Source organism: Streptomyces sp. NPDC039465 (assembly GCF_055639315.1).
This window is the reverse complement of the sequence record NZ_JBVKAP010000003.1, coordinates 35,961-56,269: the sequence shown is the minus strand read 5'-3', so window position 1 is coordinate 56,269 and position 20,309 is coordinate 35,961. Positions and strand designations below refer to the sequence as shown.

The following is a 20,309-nucleotide window of genomic DNA, read 5'->3' as shown; positions in this document are numbered from 1 at the left end:
GTCAGGAGGGGGCGGGCCTTCGGCCGTTGTCCGTCGCGTACGACGTCAGTGCGCGGCGGGTACGTACGGTGCCAGGAACGCGGACAGTTCCTCGTGCACCCGCGCCTTGAGCAGCGTGCCCTCGGGGGTGTGCTCCTCGGCGAGCACCTCACCCTCGGCGTGCACCCGGGAGACCAGGCCGCCGTGGGTGTACGGCACCAGCGCCTCGATCTCGACCTGCGGCCGCGGCAGCTCGTCGTCGATCAGGGCGAGCAGCTCTTCCATGCCCGCGCCCGTGCGCGCCGAGACCGCGATGGCGTGCCGCTCGATGCGCAGCAGGCGCTGCAGTACGAGCGGGTCAGCCGCGTCGGCCTTGTTGATGACCACGATCTCCGGCACGTCCGTCGCGCCGACGTCCCGGATCACCTCGCGCACGGCGGCCAGCTGCTCCTCCGGCGCCGGGTGCGAACCGTCCACGACGTGCAGGATGAGATCGGACTCGCCGACCTCCTCCATCGTGGAGCGGAACGCCTCGACGAGGTGGTGCGGCAGGTGCCGTACGAACCCGACGGTGTCGGCCAGGGTGTAGAGCCGGCCGCTGGGCGTCTCGGCTCGGCGCACGGTCGGGTCGAGGGTGGCGAACAGTGCGTTCTCCACCAGCACACCCGCGCCGGTCAGGCGGTTCAGCAGGGACGACTTGCCGGCGTTGGTGTAGCCGGCGATCGCGACCGACGGCACCTTGTTGCGCCGGCGCTCCTGCCGCTTGATGTCACGGCCGGTCTTCATCTCCGCGATCTCACGGCGCATCTTCGCCATCTTCTCGCGGATCCGTCGCCGGTCCGTCTCGATCTTGGTCTCACCGGGACCACGCGTGGCCATACCGCCACCGCCGCCGCCACCCATCTGGCGGGAGAGCGACTGACCCCAGCCTCGCAGCCGCGGCAGCATGTACTGCATCTGCGCGAGCGCGACCTGCGCCTTGCCCTCTCGGGACTTGGCGTGCTGGGCGAAGATGTCGAGGATGAGGGCGGTCCGGTCGACCACCTTCACCTTGACGACGTCTTCGAGGGCGATGAGCTGGCCGGGGCTGAGCTCACCGTCGCAGACGACGGTGTCGGCGCCGGTCTCCACGACGATGTCGCGGAGCTCCCGGGCCTTGCCCGAGCCGATGAACGTGGCCGGGTCCGGCTTGTCGCGGCGCTGGATCACGCCGTCGAGTACCAGCGCACCCGCCGTCTCGGCGAGTGCGGCGAGCTCCGCGAGGGAATTCTCCGCGTCCTGAACCGTCCCCGAGGTCCAGACGCCCACCAGCACGACGCGCTCCAGGCGCAGCTGCCGGTACTCGACCTCTGTGACGTCTTCGAGCTCAGTGGAGAGGCCCGCCACGCGCCGTAGCGCCGCGCGCTCGGAGCGGTCGAACTGGTCGCCGTCCCGCTCTCCGTCGATCTCGTAGCTCCAGGCGACGTCCTCTTCCATCAGGGCATCGGCCCGAAGGCTCTCGGTGCGGCTCGTCTCCGCGAAGCTCTGCTCGTCCTGGGAAGGGGATGAAGAGGAGGTCATTGGATCCTTACGTCGATACGTCGATGTCGTTACGCCGGTCACAACGCGTGGTGGCCCGCAAAGATTCCCGGGCCCGGCCGCGCCGCCGACCTGATGATGGTGACACGGTCGGGCAAGGCCCGTCATCCGGGTTTCGGGGCGTTCACGGCGCGGCTGCGCCAGTCCGGATGCCCCGGCATCGGCGGGGTCTTCTTCGCGTACAGCCAGCCGGCGAAGAACGACGTGAGGTCCTTGCCGGAGATCTCCTCGGCGAGGCCGGTGAAGTCGGCGGTGGTCGCCGTGGAGTCCCGGTGGTCGCTGACCCAGCGGCGCTCCAGCTCCTCGAAGGCGGCCTTGCCGATCTCCTGGCGCAGGGCGTAGAGGATGAGGGCGCTCCCGTCGTAGACGACGGGACGGAAGAGGCTGATCTTGTCTCCCGGCGCGGGCGGGGTGGGCGCGGCGGGGGGGCCTCCGGCGGCGCGCCAGCTGTCCGACATCGTGTACGCGGCGTGCATCCGGGTCTCCAGCGACTTCTTCGCCTTCTCCTCCGCGTAGAGCGCCTCGTACCAGGTGGCGTGTCCTTCGTTCAGCCACAGGTCGGACCAGGTGCGGGGCGAGACGCTGTTGCCGAACCACTGGTGGGCCAGCTCGTGCACCATGACCGAGTCGACGTACCACTCGGGGTAGGAGGCGCGGACGAACAGGGACCGCTCGAAGAGCGAGAGGGTCTGCGTCTCGAGCTCGAAGCCGGTCTCCGCATCGGCGACGAGGACGCCGTAGGTCTCGAAGGGGTACGGGCCGACCTTGGCCTCCATCCACTCCAGCTGACCGGGGGTCTTCTTCAGCCAGGGCTCCATGAGCGTCCGGTCGGCGGTGCGTACGACGTCTCGTACGGGCAGCCCGTGCGGGCCGGTGCGGTGGACGACGGTGGAGCGGCCGATGGAGACCTGGGCGAGCTCGGTGGCCATCGGGTGGAGGGTGCGGTACTCCCAGGTGGTGACCGCCGCCTGGCCCCCCGCGCGGGGCAGCGGCAGGGGGCGGGTGCGCGCGACCGGAAGCCCGTTGGCGACGACGGTCAGGTCGCTGGGGGCGGTGACCCGGAAAGTGAAGTGGGCCTTGTCGGCGGGGTGGTCGTTGCCGGGGAAGACGCGGTGGGCGGCGTCGGCCTGGTTGGCCATGACAAGCCCGTCGCCGGTCCGTACCCAGCCGCCGGTGTCCTGGGCGCCGGAGGGGTCGCTGGTGTGCTCGACGGCGATGTGCAGGGGTGCGCCCGCCTCGGCCGCGGTGGCGGGGGTGACGACGAGGTCCTCGCCCTTGGTCACGAACTCGGCCGCGCGGCCGTTGACCCGGACGGCGCGGACCGTGCCGTGGGTGAAGTCGAGGTTGACGCGGTCGAGCCGGTCGGTGGCCCGCGCCTCGATCTTCGTGAGCGCGTCGAGCGGCTTGGTGTTGTCACCTCCGTAACGGAGGGTGATGTCGTACGTGAGGACGTCGTATCCAGGGTTGCCCAGGTGGGGGAAGAGCGGGTCGCCGATGCCGAGGGGGGTGGGGGCGGGCAGGGTCGCGGCGACGAGGCCCGCGGAGGCGGCGACCAGGACGGCGGCGCGCAGGCGCCTGGCGGCACGGGAGCCGGGTCGTGGGGAGAGCAGCATGAGCAACCGCTACCAGGGGACTCCGCCCGCGCACCGCAGACGCGCTCCGTTCCCACTCGAAGGGGTCATGTGCCACCCGAGCGGGTCGCGGCCGCCTGCCACGGGTGCTCAGCCGGTCGCCGCGGGGTGCTGGGCGCGGCTGACGTCGTAGACGCCCGGCACCTCTCGCATGGCCCGCATGAGGGCGGGCAGCTCGGCCGCGTCGGGGAGGTGCAGCGTGTACGTGTGGCGTACGCGCTGCTCCAGGGGCGGTTCGACGGTGGCCGAGACGACCGCCGCGCCGGCGGTGGCGATGGCTTCGGTGAGGTCGGCGAGGAGCCGGGGCCGGCCGAAGGACTCGGCGACGAGGGTGACGCGGCAGTCGGGGGCATCGCCCCAGCGCACGGCGACGGGTGAGCGGCCCAGCGCGGTCATGCGGGTGACGCCGGGACACTCCTCGCGGTGGACCGTGACCATGCCGCCGCGGACGGCGAAGCCGGTGATCGGGTCGGGGGGTACGGGGGTGCAGCAGCCGGCGAGCCGTACGGTTGCGCCCGGCAGGTCGGCGACCGCGACCGCGCCCGCGGTGGAGCGGCGGGCGGCGACGACGGCGGCGAAGGGGCGGGGGGCGGCGTCGGGGGTCCCGGGGCCTTCCGGGTGGGCGTCCAGCCAGCCCCGGATGGCGATGCGCGCGGCTGGCGTACGGGCGTGCTTGAGCCACTCGGGGGAGGGTCCGGAGGCGGTGTCCCCGGCGAGCAGCAGCTGGACGGTGTCGCCGTCGCCGAGGACCGTGCTCAGGGTCGCCAGGCGGCCGTTGACGCGGGCGCCGACGCAGGCGTGGGCGGCCGCGCCGTGCTGGGCGTAGGCGGCGTCCACGCAGGTCGCCCAGGCGGGCAGGCCGAGGGTGCCGCCGTCGGCGAGGAAGACGGTGATCTCCCGGTCCTGGGCCAGGTCGGCGCGGAGGGAGGTCCAGAAGGTGTCCGGGTCGGGGGCGTTCTGCTGCCAGTCGAGGAGGCGGGAGAGCCAGCCGGGGCGGGTGGGGTCGGCGCGTTCACCGTCGTCGTCCGGTTCGGCGGCGCCGGGCGGGGTGGCCTCGGCCGAGGCGGGGTCCGCGGGGGTGGCCTCGGCCGGGGTGTGGGCGTACGGGTTGCCGAGGGCGATGACGCCCGCTTCGGCGACCTTGTGCATCTGGTGCGTACGGATGAGGACTTCGGCGACCGAGCCGTCGGGCGCGGCGACGGCGGTGTGCAGCGACTGGTAGAGGTTGAACTTGGGAGCCGCGATGAAGTCCTTGAACTCCGAGATCAGCGGGGTGAAGCAGGTGTGCAGCTCGCCGAGGACCGCGTAGCAGTCGGCGTCCTCGGCGACCAGCACGAGGAGGCGTCCGAAGTCGGTGCCGCGGAGCTCGCCGCGTTTGAGCAGACTACGGTGGACGGAGACGAAGTGGCGGGGGCGGACGAGAACTTCGGCGCTGATGCCGGCCTCGCGCAGCACGGTGGAGACCTGCTCGGCGACGGCAGCCAGGGCCTCTCCGGCGGTGGGGTTCCCGGCGATGAGGGCGCGGGTGTTCTCGTACTCCTCGGGGTGGAGGATGGCGAAGACCAGGTCCTCCAGCTCGGTCTTGAGGGCCTGCACGCCGAGCCGTTCGGCGAGGGGGATGAGGACGTCGCGGGTGACCTTGGCGATACGGGCCTGCTTCTCGGGGCGCATCACGCCGAGGGTGCGCATGTTGTGCAGGCGGTCGGCGAGTTTGATCGACATGACGCGGACGTCGTTGCCGGTGGCGACGAGCATCTTGCGGAAGGTCTCGGGCTCGGCGGCGGCGCCGTAGTCGACCTTCTCCAGTTTGGTGACGCCGTCGACGAGATAGCAGACCTCGTCGCCGAACTGGTCCCGCACCTGATCGAGCGTCACCTCCGTGTCCTCCACGGTGTCGTGGAGCAGGGAGGCGGTCAAGGTCGTGGTCTCCGCGCCGAGTTCGGCGAGGATCAGGGTCACGGCGAGCGGATGGGTGATGTACGGCTCGCCGCTCTTGCGGAACTGGCCGCGGTGCGAGGTCTCCGCGAGGACGTACGCGCGGTGCAGCACGGCCAGATCGGCGTCGGGGTGGTGGGCGCGGTGGGCGTCGGCGACATGGCCGATGGCGTCGGGCAGCCGGTCCCTGGTCGTGGGGCCGAGCAGGGCGGCACGGCCCAGTCTGCGAAGGTCGATCCTGGGGCGGCCGCGCCTGCGGCTGGGGGCATCGGGGTTGGTGGCCTCTGCGCTCATGGGGCACCTCCGGCGGCGTCGACCGGCGGTGGGCGGGCAAGGCGTGTCCGCCGGGCCGGTGCTTGATGCTACCGACCCCACCACGTGGCGCAGTCCCGCTCTCGCCCAGCGTGAAACGGATCACCCATTCGAGGGAAGCGTCAGGCCGAGGCCGTTACGTTTCCGGCGGCGCCTCCCGCCAGCCAGTCCGGGTCGACCGTACCCTCCGCGACGATCACGGCCGGGCCGGTCATCTCGACCGCGCCGTCCGGGTGCTCGGTGATCAGCAGCGTGCCGCCGAGGACGTCGACGGTGTACGTGACGGGGGCCCCGGTCTCGGCGGGGTCGGCACCGTCCCGGCGGGCGGTGGCGACGGCGACCGCGCACGCGCCCGTGCCGCAGGAGCGGGTCTCGGCGGCGCCGCGCTCGTGCACGCGCATGGCGACGTGGCGGGGGCCACGGTCCACGACGAACTCGATGTTCACCCCGTCCGGGTAGACCTCGGCGGGGCTGTACGGCGGCTCGGCGTACAGGTCGCCCGCGTGGTCGAGGCTGTCGACGAACGCGACGGCGTGGGGGTTGCCCATGTTGACGTTGCGGGCGGGCCAGCTGCGCTCGCCGACAGTGACGGTGACGCCGTCCTCGGGGAGCGTGGCGCGGCCCATGGAGACGGTGACGGAGCCGTCCTTGTCGAGGTGGACGCGCTTGACGCCGCTGCGGGTGGCGACGGCCACCTCGCCCGCGGTGACGTGTCCGGCGTGCTCGAGATAGCGGGCGAAGACCCGGACGCCGTTGCCGCACATCTCGGCGACGGAGCCGTCGGCGTTGCGGTAGTCCATGAACCACTCGGCCTCGTCGGCCATGGCGCGCGCCTCGGGGTGCGCGGCGGAGCGCACGACGTGCAGCACTCCGTCGCCGCCGATCCCGGCGCGGCGGTCGCAGAGCCAGGCGACGACGGCGGCGGGCAGATCGATGCCGTTGTCCGGGTCGGGGACGATCACGAAGTCGTTCTCGGTGCCGTGGCCCTTGAGGAAGGCGATCGGCGAAGTCTGCGTGCTGGTCACGAATGCCATCGTACGGGGCAGGTACGACAGCGCACCGTACGGAGGCCGCTCGGCGGGATGCGGACCGGGCGCGAGCGGCCGGGCGACGCGGGACCGGAGCTGCCGGCCGCACGGCTGGGGGCGGTCAGTGGAGTCGGAGCCGCCGGCCGCACAGCTGGGGGCGGTCAGCGGAGGCGGGCCACGCGCCAGATCGCGAGGGCTACGAGGCCGCAGCTCACCGCGGCGTACAGCGCGAGCACCCGCCAGTTCGGGCGCTCGCCGGAGCCGCGGGCGGGCATTCCCGGCCAGGTGTGGCCGACGCGGCGGGCGGCCATCATGCCCCAGCCGGCGGCGCAGCCGCTGATCAGCAGGCCGAGCATGGCGACGACGGCTCCGCCGTCACCGGAGCCGAAGGCCAGGGGGAAGGCGAACATCAGCGAGCCGAGCGCGGCGAGGCCGACGATCGGGGCGAGCTGCCAGATCCGCAGGCGGCGCTGCGGGCGCAGCTCGACCTCCACCTCGTCCGGAGTCATCTCCGGGGGCCCGTCCTGGTCCTCGTCGGGACCGTCGGGGCTCAAGCGCGGTACGTCGTCCTGCGCTTGCCGTTGCTGTTCTCTGTCGCGAGGGCCGGCCTCCATCGCCACGCGCCCTCCCAACTCGGACTCCACGGTGATCGATGCTCGATGATGGCACGCCGCCGGGCGCCTCGATGACGGGCAGTGCGTCCCGATGCCATCACGTGATCAGGCTGTAACCGCTCGTTCGACCAACGCCAGGGCCCGACCGGGGAGTTCCGCCCGGTCCTGGAGGGCTCCACTGAGCCAGTGCACGCGCGTGTCGCGGCGGAACCACGAGTCCTGGCGGCGGGCGAACCGCTTGGTCGCGCGGACGGTCTCGGCGCGCGCCTCGTCCTCGGTGCACTCCCCCGCGAGCGCCGCGAGCACCTGCTGGTAGCCGAGCGCGCGGGCGGCGGTACGGCCCTCGCGCAGCCCGCGGGCCTCGAGGGCGCGGACCTCGTCGACCAGGCCGGCCTCCCACATCCGGTCCACGCGCGCGGTGATCCGTTCGTCGAGTTCGGGGCGGGCGACGTCGACGCCGATCTGCACGGTGTCGTAGACGGAGTCGGGGCCGGGGAGGTTGGCGGTGAACGGTTTGCCGGTGAGCTCGATCACTTCGAGTGCGCGGACGATGCGCCGGCCGTTGCTGGGCAGGATCGCCCGGGCGGCTTCGGGGTCGGCGGCGGCGAGCCGGGCATGCAGGAAGCCGGAGCCGCGCTCGTCGAGCTCGGTCTCCAGGCGGGCGCGGACGGCGGGGTCGGTGCCGGGGAATTCGAGGGCGTCGACGGCGCCGCGCACGTAGAGGCCGGAGCCGCCGACGAGGACGGGGGTGCGGCCGGCGGCGAGCAGCCGGTCGATCTCGGCGCGGGCGAGGCGCTGGTACTCGGCGACGCTGGCGGCCTCGGTGACGTCCCAGATGTCGAGGAGGTGGTGCGGGATGCCGCCGCGCTCCTCGAGCGTCAGCTTGGCGGTGCCGATGTCCATCCCCCGGTAGAGCTGCATCGAGTCGGCGTTGACGACTTCGCCGCCGAGTTGCTGGGCGAGGAAGACACCCAGATCGGACTTTCCGGCCGCTGTGGGACCGACGACGGCGATGACCCGCGGGGCGGGAGCTGCAGTTCTCACCGCACCAGTCTCGCAAACCTCAGCGGACCTCCCCGAACGAGCGACGTGACGGGCCGGATCCGAGGTCGTTGCCAGTTGGAGGTTCCGACCGCCGGTTTTCTGGACCGGCCTCACCGGGCGACGTAATGGAGCGCCCTGGACGACGCGGAATTTCGCCCACACGAGTAACCTATGGAGTAGATATGGGCGTTTTTGCAAGGTTTCTTCGGAAGGGGAAGGACACTTCCGAGGTTTCCGAGGCGTCAACGGAGGCGGCGCAGGACGTCACTCCGGCGGACGAGCCGGAGGCGGAGGAGTCCGGTTCCGCCGCGCCCGAGGCAGCCGAGGCCGAGCCCGCCGGCGATGGCGAGTCCGAGGCCGTGGAGGTCGTCGAGGCCGTGGAGATTCCGAAGCAGCAGTCGGCGGAGGAAGCGGCGGACAACGAAGCCGGCGAAGGCGCCCGTAAGTAGTCACGTCGCAGGCGTTCCGTACGGACACATCCGAGGGAAGGTGACCCATGGGCCTCCTGGATTCTTTCAAGGCCAAACTCGCCCCGGCCAAGGACAAGGTCTCCGACCTCGCGCAGCAGCACGCGCCCAAGATCGACCACGGGCTGGAGAAGGCCGCGAAGCTGGTCGACGAGAAGACCAAGGGCAAGTACAGCGACAAGATCCACTCGGGTACCGGCAAGGCCAAGGAGGCCCTTGACCGGATCGCCCACAAGGACAGCGGCGCCCATAAGGACGACGGCACCACTCCGCCGCCGGCCGCCTGACGCCTCGGTCGTCACCTGAAGGTCCCTCCGCACGGCGGACGGCCGCGAAGCATGACGCTCCGCGGCCGTCCGCCGTTTCGGGTCATGCGCCCGTGAATCGCCGGGGTGGCCTAGAACCAGGACGCCACGAAGTAGCCCACGCCGTACGGCGCGTCCTCGTACAGCAGCCGGCCGTCGAGGTCCCGGCCCTCCGCCGCGCCCGCCAGGACCTGCCAGGGGGCCCGGCCGGCCGCCTTCAGCTCGTGCGCGAGCTGTTCGTCCAGCGTCAGCAGCGCCGTGGGGTCCGCCGTGCCGAGGGCGCGGGCCACGCCCTCGTCGAACCCGGCGGCGCGCTCGTCGAGGTATCCGGGCGCCTTGAGCGTGCGGCAGGCGCTTCCGTCGCCCATGACGAGCAGCGCGACCCGCCCGGCGGCCGCGGCCAGTTCCCGGCCGGTGGCGGCGCAGGCGGCGGCGTCGAGGCGCTCGTCGACGGCGAGCCCCTCGACGGGGGCGTCGGCCCAGTCCGCGCGCGCCAGGAGCCAGGCGGCGACGGCGAGGGGGGTGGGCAGGGGGCCGCGGGCGGCCTCCTGCGGCTCCTCGGAGGAGCCGCTGCCGAGCCGTACGGGAAGATCCACGCCGAAGCCGTGGAAGGAGCCCTCGGCGCCTTCCAGGTACCGCCCCTGGGCCGTGTCGTCGCCCGCCGCGACCGGGGCGACCACGACCAGCCGGTCGGGCCGGGAGGCGGCGAGCACACCGAGGGCGTCGAGACAGGCGGTCCTCGCCTCGTCGAGCTCGGCGGCCGCGCCCGCGGCGACCTCGGGAACCAGCAGCGGCGGACAGGGGCAGACGGCGGCGGCGACAAGCATGATCCGGAGCCTACTCGGCACCGGCGCCGGTCACGCGTCGTACGGGCACCGCGCGCGGCGCCGCCGTGACCGTGCGCCCGGACTCACGTACGGGCACCGATGACGCCGACACCGTAGGGGCACGTGCTCCCGTCCAGCCAGCGGGGTGGGCCGGCACCGTACCGGCGCGTGCCCCCGTCCAGCCAGCCGGGTGGCGGCGCCGTACCGCCCGTGCTCCCGTCCACCCCGCCGGGTGGCGGCGGCTCAGTCGACGGCGCAGCCGTTCGTGACCGCGGGCAGCGGCGCGGGTACGCCGATCTTGGGCAGGCCGAGCATGACGCCCGGGCCCTGCTGCGGGGCGGCGTTGCGCTTCTCCCAGGCGTCGCCGGCGCGGGTGCGGCGCACGGACGTGGTGGGGCCCTCGGCGAGCAGGTGGTGCGGGGCGGCGTAGGTGATCTCGACGGTCACCACGTCACCGGGGCGGACCTCCGCGTCCGGCTTGGTGAAGTGGACGAGGCGGTTGTCGGGGGCGCGCCCGGAGAGGCGGTGCGTGGCGCCGTCCTTGCGGCCCTCGCCCTCGGCGACCATGACCTCCAGGGTGCGGCCGACCTGCTTCTTGTTCTCCTCCCAGGAGATCTCCTCCTGGAGGGCGACGAGGCGCTCGTAGCGCGCCTGCACGACCTCCTTGGGGATCTGGCCGTCCATCTCGGCCGCGGGGGTGCCGGGCCGCTTGGAGTACTGGAAGGTGAAGGCGTTGGCGAAGCGGGCCTCGCGGACCGTGTGCATGGTCTGCTCGAAGTCCTCCTCGGTCTCGCCGGGGAAGCCCACGATGATGTCGGTGGAGATGGCCGCGTGCGGGATGGCGGCGCGGACCTTCTCGATGATGCCGAGGAAGCGCTCCTGGCGGTAGGAACGGCGCATGGCCCTGAGCACCGTGTCCGAGCCGGACTGGAGCGGCATGTGCAGCTGCGGCATCACGTTCGGGGTCTCGGCCATCGCGGCGATCACGTCGTCGGTGAAGTCGCGCGGGTGCGGGGAGGTGAAGCGGACCCGCTCCAGGCCCTCGATCTGGCCGCAGGTACGCAGCAGCTTGCTGAACGCCTCGCGGTCGCCCAGGTCGGAGCCGTAGGCGTTGACGTTCTGACCGAGGAGGGTGATCTCCGAGACTCCCTCGGCGACCAGGGCCTCGATCTCGGCGAGGATGTCGCCGGGGCGGCGGTCCTCCTCCTTGCCGCGCAGCGCCGGGACGATACAGAAGGTGCAGGTGTTGTTGCAGCCGACGGAGATCGAGACCCAGGCCGCGTACGCCGACTCACGGCGGGTCGGCAGCGTGGAGGGGAACGCCTCCAGGGACTCGGCGATCTCGACCTGCGCCTCCTCCTGGATGCGGGCGCGCTCCAAGAGCACCGGCAGCTTGCCGATGTTGTGCGTGCCGAAGACCACGTCGACCCAGGGGGCCTTCTTGACGATGGTTTCGCGGTCCTTCTGGGCGAGGCAGCCGCCGACGGCGATCTGCATGCCGGGGCGGCGGGTCTTCATCGGGGCGAGCCGGCCGAGGTTGCCGTACAGCTTGTTGTCGGCGTTCTCGCGGACCGCGCAGGTGTTGAAGACGACGACGTCGGCGTCGCCGTCGGAGCCCTGGGGGGCGCGGACGTATCCCGCCTCCTCCAGCAGACCGGAGAGCCGCTCGGAATCGTGGACGTTCATCTGGCACCCGTAGGTGCGTACCTCGTACGTTCGCTGGACGTCCACTGCCTTGCTCCGGTCGCTGATGGTCATGGGAACAAGGGTAGGCGGTGTCCGGAGTACGTCCGGCCGTGCCTGACCGCCCGCCCCTCGCCGCCCGCGCCGGGGGGCGAGGGTCTGCCCGGGCGGCGGGGCTCAGGCCGGTGCCGGGGCGCTGACGAATCGCTCCTTCGCCATGCCGTGGAGGCGGCCGGGGGGCAGTTTGCGGCCGAAGGCGACCAGCAGGAGGTCCTGGGCCGCGCCGGTCAGGGGCGTACCGGTCCCGAAGGACCAGTCGAGATCGTCGGCGCGCAGGGCGACGCCGCTCAGGTCGGCGCCGAAGAAGCGGAGGCTGCGGGCGGTGATCGACTCCAGGACGGGACGCAGGCGTTCCTCCGGGATCCGTCGGTCGAGGCCGAGCGGGACGGTGATGTCCAGGCCGTGTACGACGTCGTGGCCGAGCGCTGCCGGGAGGCCGCCCGGGGGCGTCCAGGGGTGGTGGGCGTTGTCCCGGAGCGCCGCGGCGAGTTCGGCGGGAGCGAGGACGGCGGCGTCCCGGCGGGCGAGACGGTCGGTCGTCCGGTGCAGGCTGCCCCGGGCCTTCACGAGCTCGGCGACGATCTTCGGCAGGGAGTGGCGAAAGCCCATGGACATATGGGCGGCGACCTCCCGCACGCGCCACCCCGCGCAGAGGGTCGGGGCATCCCAACGGTCGGCGGGAAGGGAGTCGAACAGGTCCGCCAGTTCCCGGCGTTCGGCGGCGATGAGTGTGCTGATCGGAGTCCTGGTGTCGGCCATGGCTTCAGGGTGGGCGGGCCAAGCACCATAAGTCCAAGAGATGGATCTTCTCGCTCCTAGACTCGGTGCTTATGGAACTGCGTCAGCTGCGGTACTTCGTCGCGGTGGTGGAGGAGGCCAACTTCACTCGGGCCGCCGCCCGTCTGCATGTGGCCCAGCCGGGGGTGAGCGCGCAGATCCGGCAGCTGGAGCGGGAGTTGGGGCAGGCGCTGCTGGACCGCTCCGGCGGTTCGGTGACCCCCACGGAGGTGGGCGAGGCGGTGCTGCCGTACGCGCGGGCCGCGCTCGCCGCCGTAGAGGATGTCCGGGGGACGGTGGCCGAGTTCACCGGGCTTCTGCGGGGCCAGGTGACCATCGGGATGATCTCGGGGGCGGCGTCCGACGAGTTCGACGTGGCGGCGCTGCTGGCCGACTTCCACGATGCGCATCCGCGGGTGGAAATCTCGCTCACCGAGGACACCTCGGAGCGCATGCTCGCCGCGGTCCGCCGGGGCGAGCTCGACCTCGCCTTGCTGGGCCTGGCGGGCGGGACTCCGCCACCGGACCTCTGCCTGCAGGTGGTGATCGACGAGCCGCTGGTCGCCGCGGTGGCGCCAGGAGACCCACTCCTCGCGCGCGTGGCGGGTACGAGCCTGCCGCTGGCGGCCCTCCACGACCGCCCGCTGATCAGCCTGCCCCGGGGTACGGGCGTACGCGGCGTGCTGGACCGGGCCTTCGCCGGGCACGGCATACGGCCGCGGATCGCCTTCGAGGCGGCCACGCCCATGGTGCTGGCACGGCTCGCGGCGCGGGGCCTGGGGGTGGCGGTCGTGCCGGACCTGCCGACCGGGGCCGCCGACGCGCTCGGGCTGCGGATCCTGAGGCTGACCGACCCCGAGCCGAGGGGGCGGGTCGCCCTGGCCTGGCGGCGCACCGGCCCGCTCTCCCCGGCGGCCCGTGCGCTCCTGGCCCATCTGCGGGCGGCGCTCCCGGAGCCGGCAGGGTAGGCGGCGGCCCGGCGCTGCTGGAGGTGCACGAGCCGAGTCGCCCAGGGCCCACGCGCGCGTGGAGGCCCATCCCCGTCGCCCCCGCCCCCCGCGCGCGTGCCGCACGTGACGTACCTCCCGCCCGCCCCTCAGGCCTGGTCTTCACCGGGAGTGAGCTGGCAGGATCGCGGCCATGCGCCCCGCCCTGCCCCGAGTCAGCCGCCGCCGCGCCCTGCAGGGCTCCGCGGCCGTGCTGGTGGTGCTCGGGCTGCTGGCGTGGTGGATGTGGCCGGGGCGGCCGGTGCCGAGCGGGCAGGTCACCTTCAGTACGGGCGTACCGACCGGGGTATACCAGCGGTACGGCGCGCTGCTGCAGCAGGCGCTCGCCCGTGATCTGCCGAAGGTCTCCGTCCGGCTGACCGACAGCGAGGGCTCCCAGCAGAACCTCGCCCGGCTGGCCTCCGGCGAGGCCGACTTCACCGTGGCGACCGCGGACGCCGTCGCCACGTACCAGCGCAACCTCAAGCCCGGCGCGGACCGCCTGCGCGGCTGCGCCCGCCTTTACGACGACTACGTACACCTGGTCGTGCGCAAGTCTTCGAAGGTGGAGAGGCCCAGCGATCTGCGCGGGCTGCGGGTGGGCGTCGGCCAGGAGGGCTCGGGTGTCCGGTTGATAGCGGACCGGCTGCTGACCGCCGCCGGTCTCGACCCGGCGAAGGACATCGTGCCGGTGTCGGCGGGCATCGACACGATGCCCGGGATGCTGGAGCGCGGCGAGCTCGAAGCGTTCTTCTGGTCCGGCGGCCTGCCCACCGCCGCCGTGCAGGACCTCTCCGAGCGGCTGCCGATCCGTCTCGTCGAGCTGGACGAGGCACTGGTGGACACGTTGCACTCAGCCGGCGAGAGCACCCGCCACTACCGCTCCGCCGTGGTACCCGCGGACGCCTACACGCGCGCCCAGGACGGTAAGCGAGTGGAGACGGTGGCCGTAGCGAACCTGCTGGTCACCACCGACCGCACCGACCCGGCGCTGGTGGAGGGCTTCACCCGTACGGTGATCCGGAGCCGCGACCTCATCGGCAGCAAGGTGCACCCGGCCCAGCTGGTGGACCTGCGCACCGCGATCTTCACCGAGCCGCTGACCCTCCACGAAGGGGCCAAGCGCTACTACCGCTCGGTCAAGCCCTGAAGCCCTGAAGGCCCGAAGGACCTGGTCGCCTGAGGGCGGCCCGTTCGGGCTCAGGTGCCGTGCGGGGCCGTACGGGGCAGGGTCACCGTCACCCGCAGTCCGTGCGGCTCGTGCGGCGCGTAGGCGATGGAGGCGCCCCCGGCGGCGAGCAGGGCGCGTGAGATGGACAGGCCCAGGCCCGAGCCCTTGACGTTCTGGTGGCGGTTGCTGCGCCAGAAGCGGTCGCCGATCCGGGTCAGCTCCTCCTCCGTCAGCCCGGGGCCGCGGTCGCACACCACGACGGTGCAGGTGTCGCCGGTGGAGGCGGCCGTGACGGTGACCTCCTCCCCTTCCGGCGTGAACTTCAGGGCGTTGTCGATCACCGCGTCGAGGGCGCTGGAGAGCGCCACCGGGTCGGCCCAGGCTGTCACAGCGGCCAGTTCGCCGGTCAGCCGTACGCCCTTCTCCTCGGCCAGCGGGCGCCAGGCCGCGACACGTTCGCAGGCCAGCGCGCCGATGTCGGTGAGCTGGAGGTCGGCGGCGGCGTGTTCGGCGAGGGCGAGGCCGAGGAGGTCGTCGAGGACCTGTGCGAGCCGTTTGCCCTCGGTGCGGACGGAGGCGATCTCCTCGTTGCCCTCAGGGAGTTCGAGGGCGAGGAGCTCGATCCGAAGCAGCAGCGCGGCGAGCGGGTTGCGCAGCTGGTGGGAGGCGTCGGCGACGAAGGCGCGCTGCTGTTCCAGGACCTCTTCGACGTTGTCGGCCATCTCGTTGAACGAGCGGGCGAGCCGGCGCAGCTCGGGCGGCCCGCCGGTGGCGGCGACCCTGGAGTTCATCCGGCCGGTGGCGATGTCGTGGGTGACCGCGTCCAGGACGCGTACGGGCCGTAGCACCCAGCCGGTGAGCCGGAAGGCGGCGCCGACGGCGAGCAGCATCGCCGCGGACTCGCCCGCCACGATCAGGAGCCAGCCGTGCAGGATCCGCGAACGCAGCTGTCCGGTGGGCGAGTCGGTGACCACGACGGCGACGACGTCGCCGTCCCGTACGACGGGGGAGGCGACGGCGAGCCGGGCGTGCGGCTGCCAGGGCCAGACCTGGGGCGGGTCATGGCTGCGCCGGCCGGCCAGGGCCTCCCGGAACGCGCGGTACTCCTCCCCCGTCCGCGGTATGGCCCAGCCCGCCGGGCTGGTGGCCATGGCACGGTGATCGCGGTAGAAGACACCGGCGCGTATGTCGTAGACCTCGTGGTAGCTGGCGAGTTCGCCCACGAGGGTGGAGCGGCGTTCGTCGATGCCGGGTTCGTTCTCGGTGACGAACTGGGCGAGCGCCGCGAAGCGGGCGGCGTCGTCGATCCGGTCGACGACGACCCGCTGCTGTTCGGCCGCGGCCAGGCTGACGGCGAGCGGGAAGCCGAGCGCGAGCAGCACACCGGCCATCAGCACGATGAGGAGCGGAAGCAGACGGGTGCGCACGCGGTGGGCTCGTGGGGTTAGGCGGCCGGGGCGACCAGGCGGTAGCCGACGCCCCGCACGGTCTCGATGAGGGCGGGCATCCGCAGCTTGGAGCGGAGCGAGGCGACGTGCACCTCAAGGGTGCGGCCGGTCCCCTCCCAGCTGGTGCGCCAGACCTCACTGATGATCTGCTCGCGCCGGAAGACGACGCCGGGCCGCTGCGCGAGCAGCGCCAGCAGGTCGAACTCCTTGCGGGTGAGCTGGACGGTGGCGCCCTCGACGCTGACCCGGCGGGTGGGCAGCTCGATGACGACGGAGCCGAGGGTCAGGGCGCTGTCGGCGCCCGTGCCGGACTCCTCACCGCCGGCGGTACGCCGGCTGACGGCGTGGATCCGGGCAAGGAGTTCGCCCGTGTCGTACGGCTTGACGACGTAGTCGTCGGCGCCGAGGTTGAGGCCGTGAATGCGGGAGCGTACGTCCGCCCGCGCGGTCACCATGATCACCGGCGTGGTGGTGAGCTTCCGGATCCGGCCGCAGACCTGGTAGCCGTCCTGGTCGGGCAGGCCCAGGTCGAGCAGGACCACACCGAAGGGCGGCTTGTCGCCGTGTGCGGCCGGCAGGATCGCCTGGAGGGCCTCCTCGCCACTGCGGGCGTGGGTCACGGTGAAGCCGTGCTTGGCGAGCACCGCCGACAGGGCGGCGGCCACATGGTCGTCGTCCTCGACGAGCAGCAGTCTCATGGCCCCCCTCCGGTCCCTCGCGTCGGCGTGTGCACCACCGCGTGATCATCTCGTGTCTCTTTACGTACCAGGGCATGAACGCCGATGGTCGAGGGGCCAGTCAAGAGCCTGCCCCCCGGAGCGCGGTTCTGTTATGCACCCGGTACTCCGGCCCGCGCCCCGTTCACGCGGAGTGTCCGGTTGCAGCCGGATCGTTATGCTCAAGTTCCGCTCAGATGTAATGACGATGGTCGCGCGCCGTGCTTAGTGTCCTCTCCAACCGAGGAGGACGGAGCAAGAAGCCGATGAGCGGAGTGTCAGTGACCAAGGGCGAGAACGCCGGGGCGGCGTCGGGCGACCTGGTCGTACTGAGCAACGTCAACAAGCACTTCGGCGCGCTGCATGTGCTCCAGGACATCGACCTGACGATCGCCCGTGGCGAGGTCGTGGTCGTCATCGGGCCCTCCGGGTCCGGCAAGTCCACGCTGTGCCGCACGATCAACCGACTGGAGACGGTCGATTCCGGAGCGATCACGATCGACGGGAAGCCGCTGCCCCAGGAGGGCAAGGAGCTCGCCCGGCTCCGTGCCGACGTGGGCATGGTCTTCCAGTCGTTCAACCTCTTCGCGCACAAGACCGTGCTCGAGAACGTCATGCTGGGCCAGGTCAAGGTCCGCAAGACGGACAAGAAGGTCGCGGAGGAGAAGGCCCGCACCCTGCTCGACCGCGTGGGCGTCGGCTCGCAGGCCGACAAGTACCCGGCGCAGCTCTCCGGCGGTCAGCAGCAGCGCGTCGCCATCGCACGGGCGCTGGCGATGGACCCGAAGGTCATGCTCTTCGACGAGCCCACGTCGGCGCTCGACCCGGAGATGATCAACGAGGTTCTGGAAGTCATGCAGCAGCTGGCGCGCGACGGCATGACGATGGTCGTCGTCACGCACGAGATGGGCTTTGCCCGCTCCGCCGCCAATCGCGTGGTGTTCATGGCCGACGGAAAGATCGTCGAAGAGGCCACGCCCGACCAGTTCTTCAGCAGTCCTCGCAGCGACCGGGCCAAGGACTTCCTGTCGAAGATCCTGCACCACTGATCCCTGCGTCCGGCGGCTGACGACCGACGATCTACGCGACCATCGACCCACGAGTAAAGGGATGTTCACCATGAAGCTCCGCAAGACGGCCGCTGTGGCCATTGCCGTGCTCGCGCTGACCGCGACCGCCTGTGGTGGCAAGGAGGGCTCCGCCGGCGACAAGCCGACCGGCATCAAGCCGGGCTCCTCCAACGCGCCGCAGCTCCCGAAGTACGTCGTCGCCACGGACGTGAAGCTGGACGCCTCGGCCACCTTCAAGAAGGCCAAGGAGCGCGGCAAGCTGATCGTCGGCTCCAAGGCCGACCAGCCCTACCTCGGCTTCGAGGACCAGGCGACGAAGAAGCGCTCCGGCTTCGACATCGAGATCGCCAAGATGATCGCCGCCGACCTGGGCTTCACCGAGGACCAGATCGAGTGGAAGACGGTCGACTCCAAGCTCCGTGAGACCGCGATCTCCACGGGCCAGGTCGACTACTACGTCGGTACGTACACGATCAACGACAAGCGCAAGGCGCAGGTCGGCTTCGCGGGTCCGTACTACAAGGCCGGCGCCGACCTCCTGGTCCGCAAGGACGACGACTCGATCAAGGGCCCGAAGTCCGTCAAGGGCAAGAAGGTCTGCTCGATCACCGGCTCCACCCCGCTCCAGGAGATCAAGAAGCCGGAGTACGGCGCGCAGACCACCGAGCTCGCGAAGTACTCGGACTGCGTCCAGCAGCTGCTGACCAAGCAGGTCGACGCCGTCACCACCGACGACTCGATCCTCAAGGGCTACGCCGCCGCCAACTCCGGCAAGCTCAAGGTCGTCGGCGAGCCGTTCACCGAGGAGCCCTACGGCGTCGGCATGAACAAGGACGACAAGGCGCTGCGCGAGGCGATCAACAAGTCGCTGGAGACGCACATCAAGGACGGCACGTACAAGAAGATCTACGAGGCGACCCTGGGCCTGTCCGGCTCCGCCTTCGTCGAGCCGCCGGCGATCGTCCGCTACTGATCAACCCTGATCATCACCTGATCGCCGCCTGATCACCGGCGTGGAGTCGGCGCCCCGTACCGCGTACGGGGCGCCGCTCCCCCTGCCCCGATCCCACTGTCCGTAAGCCGCTGACCGCCGACGCGGAGACCTCATGAACGTACTGCTCGACCATTTCCCGGAGTTCCGCGACGGCTTCATAGGAACCGTGTCGATCACCGCCGTCAGCTCGGTCATCGCGCTGGTCCTCGGCGTCGCCGTCGCCGGCTGCCGGGTCTCCCCCGTGCCGCCGCTGCGCTTCTTCGGCACCGCCTGGGTCACCCTGCTGCGCAACACCCCGCTGACGCTGCTGTTCCTGGTGTCGTTCTTCGTGGTCCCTGAGATCCTCTTCCCGGGGATGAGCCCGTTCGTGCTCGGCTCCCTGGCGCTCGGTTTCTACACCTCGGCGTTCGTCTGCGAGGCGGTCCGTTCCGGCATCAGCACGGTGCCGCTCGGCCAGGCCGAGGCCGCCCGCTCCCTCGGTATGACCTTCTCGCAGACCCTGCGCATGATCGTCCTGCCGCAGGCCACCCGGACCGTGCTGCCGCCGCTGAGCTCGATCTTCATCGCCCTGACCAAGAACTCGGCCATCGCCGGCGCCTTCAGCGTCACCGAGCTCTTCGGCTGGCAGACGCTGATGAGCGAGCAGGGCTACGCCATCGGCCCCATCTTCGTCTGGGTGGCGATCGCCTACCTCGTCGTCACCTTCACCATCAGCGGGATCTTCCGTGTCCTTGAGCGCCGCATGGAGGTCGCCCGATGAGTGCCAGTGTTCTCTTCGACACCCCGGGCCCCAAGGCCGTCGTCCGCAACCGGATCTACGCCGTCCTCGGCACGCTCGCCATCGTCGCGCTGATCGCCGTCAGCGTCGTACGGCTCAGCGAGAAGGGGCACCTCGCCCCCGAGATGTGGGACATCTTCAACTACGCGGGCATCCGGCAGAACATCGCCGACGCCGTGCTCGCGACCCTGAAGGCGTTCGGCATCGCCGCCGTCGGCTCGCTCGTCCTTGGTGTGCTGCTCGCCGTCGCCCGGCTCTCCGACCACAAGCCGGTGCGCTGGCTGGCCACCGGCTTCATCGAGCTGTTCCGCTCGATCCCGCTGCTCATCACGATCTACGCGGTGTGGGTCGGCTTCCTCACCGAGTACTCGATGTGGGCGCTGGCGCTCGGCCTGTCGATCTACAACGGCTGTGTGCAGGCCGAGGTGCTGCGCGCCGGCGTGAATGCGGTGCCCAAGGGGCAGCGTGAGGCCGCCTACGCGCTCGGCATGACCAAGACTCAGGTCATGACCACCGTCCTGATGCCGCAGGCCATCCGCGCGATGCTGCCGACGATCATCAGCCAGCTGGTGGTCACGCTGAAGGACACCTCGCTCGGCTTCGTGATCCTCTACCCGGAGCTGCTCCAGACGGCCCGTCTGATCGCCTCCAACACGCAGGTCAACGGCCAGTACCCGTACGTCTCGACGATCGTGGTCATCGGCACGATCTACATCGCGATGTGCCTGGTGCTCTCGGCTCTGGCCACCTGGATCGAGAAGCGCGGCCGCCGCGCCAAGACCGGGATCAAGGTCGCCACGGCCGACGCGCCCGCGGCGGACGCGGTCGGCAACGCGGCCGCGACCACGACGCTGATGAGCGGGGGCGGCGACGGGTCCGGCGGAGCTGGTACCTCGTAGAACTGAC

At 71.5% G+C, this 20,309-nt stretch carries 19 protein-coding genes; 8 read left to right on the top strand and 11 right to left on the bottom strand.

What is annotated here, in order from left to right:
- Positions 1-45: 45 nt before the first annotated feature.
- The 6 genes from hflX to miaA all read right to left on the bottom strand — a co-directional run bounded on the left by hflX (position 46) and on the right by miaA (position 8,121).
- Complete coding sequence (hflX, locus tag ACZ7LT_RS10800; protein WP_471235675.1) at positions 46-1,539, bottom strand: GTPase HflX; 1,494 nt, start codon at positions 1,537-1,539, stop codon at positions 46-48.
- A gap of 122 nt (positions 1,540-1,661) precedes the next feature.
- Positions 1,662-3,170, bottom strand: coding sequence for a M1 family metallopeptidase (locus ACZ7LT_RS10795; protein WP_471235674.1), 1,509 nt, complete (start codon positions 3,168-3,170; stop codon positions 1,662-1,664).
- A gap of 108 nt (positions 3,171-3,278) precedes the next feature.
- A complete protein-coding gene (locus ACZ7LT_RS10790; protein WP_471235673.1) occupies positions 3,279-5,417 on the bottom strand; it encodes a RelA/SpoT family protein in 2,139 nt (712 codons plus the stop codon).
- A gap of 140 nt (positions 5,418-5,557) precedes the next feature.
- Positions 5,558-6,469, bottom strand: coding sequence for a diaminopimelate epimerase (dapF, locus tag ACZ7LT_RS10785; RefSeq protein ID WP_471235672.1), 912 nt, complete (start codon positions 6,467-6,469; stop codon positions 5,558-5,560).
- A gap of 155 nt (positions 6,470-6,624) precedes the next feature.
- Complete coding sequence (locus ACZ7LT_RS10780) at positions 6,625-7,077, bottom strand: hypothetical protein (protein WP_471236323.1); 453 nt, start codon at positions 7,075-7,077, stop codon at positions 6,625-6,627.
- A 105-nt stretch (positions 7,078-7,182) separates the two neighbouring features.
- A complete protein-coding gene (gene miaA, locus ACZ7LT_RS10775) occupies positions 7,183-8,121 on the bottom strand; it encodes a tRNA (adenosine(37)-N6)-dimethylallyltransferase MiaA (protein ID WP_471235671.1) in 939 nt (312 codons plus the stop codon).
- A gap of 182 nt (positions 8,122-8,303) precedes the next feature.
- Between miaA and ACZ7LT_RS10770 the strand changes: the two genes are divergently transcribed.
- Complete coding sequence (locus tag ACZ7LT_RS10770) at positions 8,304-8,570, top strand: hypothetical protein (RefSeq protein WP_471235670.1); 267 nt, start codon at positions 8,304-8,306, stop codon at positions 8,568-8,570.
- A 47-nt stretch (positions 8,571-8,617) separates the two neighbouring features.
- On the top strand, positions 8,618-8,875 hold the full coding sequence (locus ACZ7LT_RS10765; RefSeq protein WP_471235669.1) for an antitoxin: 258 nt from the start codon (positions 8,618-8,620) through the stop codon (positions 8,873-8,875).
- 110 nt (positions 8,876-8,985) lie between these two features.
- Here ACZ7LT_RS10765 and ACZ7LT_RS10760 read toward each other — a convergent pair whose 3' ends face one another.
- From ACZ7LT_RS10760 to ACZ7LT_RS10750, 3 genes are all read right to left on the bottom strand, one after another.
- Positions 8,986-9,720, bottom strand: a complete 735-nt coding sequence (locus tag ACZ7LT_RS10760; RefSeq protein ID WP_471235668.1) for a class III extradiol dioxygenase subunit B-like domain-containing protein — start codon at positions 9,718-9,720, stop codon at positions 8,986-8,988.
- 243 nt (positions 9,721-9,963) lie between these two features.
- Positions 9,964-11,478 (bottom strand): tRNA (N6-isopentenyl adenosine(37)-C2)-methylthiotransferase MiaB, encoded by a 1,515-nt coding sequence (miaB, locus tag ACZ7LT_RS10755; RefSeq protein WP_471235667.1) that lies wholly within the window; start codon positions 11,476-11,478, stop codon positions 9,964-9,966.
- 102 nt (positions 11,479-11,580) lie between these two features.
- On the bottom strand, positions 11,581-12,222 hold the full coding sequence (locus tag ACZ7LT_RS10750; protein ID WP_471235666.1) for a maleylpyruvate isomerase family mycothiol-dependent enzyme: 642 nt from the start codon (positions 12,220-12,222) through the stop codon (positions 11,581-11,583).
- Positions 12,223-12,293: 71 nt separating this feature from the next.
- On the opposite strand from ACZ7LT_RS10750, the gene ACZ7LT_RS10745 reads away from it, so the two are divergent.
- Together ACZ7LT_RS10745 and ACZ7LT_RS10740 are read left to right on the top strand one after the other, a co-directional pair.
- On the top strand, positions 12,294-13,208 hold the full coding sequence (locus ACZ7LT_RS10745; RefSeq protein ID WP_471235665.1) for a LysR family transcriptional regulator: 915 nt from the start codon (positions 12,294-12,296) through the stop codon (positions 13,206-13,208).
- Between the two features lie 172 nt (positions 13,209-13,380).
- Positions 13,381-14,376: a TAXI family TRAP transporter solute-binding subunit gene (locus ACZ7LT_RS10740; protein ID WP_471235664.1), complete on the top strand. Its 996-nt coding sequence runs from the start codon at positions 13,381-13,383 to the stop codon at positions 14,374-14,376.
- Positions 14,377-14,426: 50 nt separating this feature from the next.
- On the opposite strand, the gene ACZ7LT_RS10735 is transcribed toward ACZ7LT_RS10740, so the two are convergent.
- Positions 14,427-15,824 (bottom strand): sensor histidine kinase, encoded by a 1,398-nt coding sequence (locus ACZ7LT_RS10735; protein ID WP_471235663.1) that lies wholly within the window; start codon positions 15,822-15,824, stop codon positions 14,427-14,429.
- A gap of 17 nt (positions 15,825-15,841) precedes the next feature.
- On the bottom strand, positions 15,842-16,543 hold the full coding sequence (locus tag ACZ7LT_RS10730) for a response regulator transcription factor (RefSeq protein ID WP_471235661.1): 702 nt from the start codon (positions 16,541-16,543) through the stop codon (positions 15,842-15,844).
- A 284-nt stretch (positions 16,544-16,827) separates the two neighbouring features.
- On the opposite strand from ACZ7LT_RS10730, the gene ACZ7LT_RS10725 reads away from it, so the two are divergent.
- The 4 genes from ACZ7LT_RS10725 (at position 16,828) to ACZ7LT_RS10710 (ending at position 20,302) form a co-directional block, all read left to right on the top strand.
- Positions 16,828-17,610, top strand: coding sequence for an amino acid ABC transporter ATP-binding protein (locus tag ACZ7LT_RS10725; protein ID WP_471235660.1), 783 nt, complete (start codon positions 16,828-16,830; stop codon positions 17,608-17,610).
- Positions 17,611-17,680: 70 nt separating this feature from the next.
- Positions 17,681-18,604 carry a glutamate ABC transporter substrate-binding protein gene (locus ACZ7LT_RS10720; RefSeq protein WP_471235659.1) on the top strand — a complete coding sequence of 308 codons (924 nt, stop codon included), beginning with the start codon at positions 17,681-17,683 and terminating at the stop codon, positions 18,602-18,604.
- Positions 18,605-18,737: 133 nt separating this feature from the next.
- Entirely contained in the window at positions 18,738-19,385 is a 648-nt protein-coding gene (locus tag ACZ7LT_RS10715) for an amino acid ABC transporter permease (protein ID WP_471235658.1), read from the top strand.
- Positions 19,382-20,302 carry an amino acid ABC transporter permease gene (locus ACZ7LT_RS10710; RefSeq protein WP_471235657.1) on the top strand — a complete coding sequence of 307 codons (921 nt, stop codon included), beginning with the start codon at positions 19,382-19,384 and terminating at the stop codon, positions 20,300-20,302. Before ACZ7LT_RS10715 ends, ACZ7LT_RS10710 begins: the two co-directional genes overlap by 4 nt.
- The last annotated feature ends 7 nt before the right edge of the window (positions 20,303-20,309 follow it).

Coding starts and splice junctions, on each gene's coding strand:
- ACZ7LT_RS10710 (WP_471235657.1), top strand. CDS start 19,382: ATGAGTGCCAGTGTTCTCTTCGACACCCCGGGCCCCAAGGCCGTCGTC.
- ACZ7LT_RS10760 (WP_471235668.1), bottom strand. CDS start 9,720: ATGCTTGTCGCCGCCGCCGTCTGCCCCTGTCCGCCGCTGCTGGTTCCC.
- ACZ7LT_RS10730 (WP_471235661.1), bottom strand. CDS start 16,543: ATGAGACTGCTGCTCGTCGAGGACGACGACCATGTGGCCGCCGCCCTG.
- miaB (WP_471235667.1), bottom strand. CDS start 11,478: ATGACCATCAGCGACCGGAGCAAGGCAGTGGACGTCCAGCGAACGTAC.
- ACZ7LT_RS10770 (WP_471235670.1), top strand. CDS start 8,304: ATGGGCGTTTTTGCAAGGTTTCTTCGGAAGGGGAAGGACACTTCCGAG.
- ACZ7LT_RS10740 (WP_471235664.1), top strand. CDS start 13,381: ATGCGCCCCGCCCTGCCCCGAGTCAGCCGCCGCCGCGCCCTGCAGGGC.
- dapF (WP_471235672.1), bottom strand. CDS start 6,469: ATGGCATTCGTGACCAGCACGCAGACTTCGCCGATCGCCTTCCTCAAG.
- ACZ7LT_RS10780 (WP_471236323.1), bottom strand. CDS start 7,077: ATGGAGGCCGGCCCTCGCGACAGAGAACAGCAACGGCAAGCGCAGGAC.
- ACZ7LT_RS10745 (WP_471235665.1), top strand. CDS start 12,294: ATGGAACTGCGTCAGCTGCGGTACTTCGTCGCGGTGGTGGAGGAGGCC.
- ACZ7LT_RS10720 (WP_471235659.1), top strand. CDS start 17,681: ATGAAGCTCCGCAAGACGGCCGCTGTGGCCATTGCCGTGCTCGCGCTG.
- ACZ7LT_RS10795 (WP_471235674.1), bottom strand. CDS start 3,170: ATGCTGCTCTCCCCACGACCCGGCTCCCGTGCCGCCAGGCGCCTGCGC.
- ACZ7LT_RS10725 (WP_471235660.1), top strand. CDS start 16,828: ATGAGCGGAGTGTCAGTGACCAAGGGCGAGAACGCCGGGGCGGCGTCG.
- ACZ7LT_RS10790 (WP_471235673.1), bottom strand. CDS start 5,417: ATGAGCGCAGAGGCCACCAACCCCGATGCCCCCAGCCGCAGGCGCGGC.
- hflX (WP_471235675.1), bottom strand. CDS start 1,539: ATGACCTCCTCTTCATCCCCTTCCCAGGACGAGCAGAGCTTCGCGGAG.
- ACZ7LT_RS10750 (WP_471235666.1), bottom strand. CDS start 12,222: ATGGCCGACACCAGGACTCCGATCAGCACACTCATCGCCGCCGAACGC.
- ACZ7LT_RS10765 (WP_471235669.1), top strand. CDS start 8,618: ATGGGCCTCCTGGATTCTTTCAAGGCCAAACTCGCCCCGGCCAAGGAC.
- ACZ7LT_RS10715 (WP_471235658.1), top strand. CDS start 18,738: ATGAACGTACTGCTCGACCATTTCCCGGAGTTCCGCGACGGCTTCATA.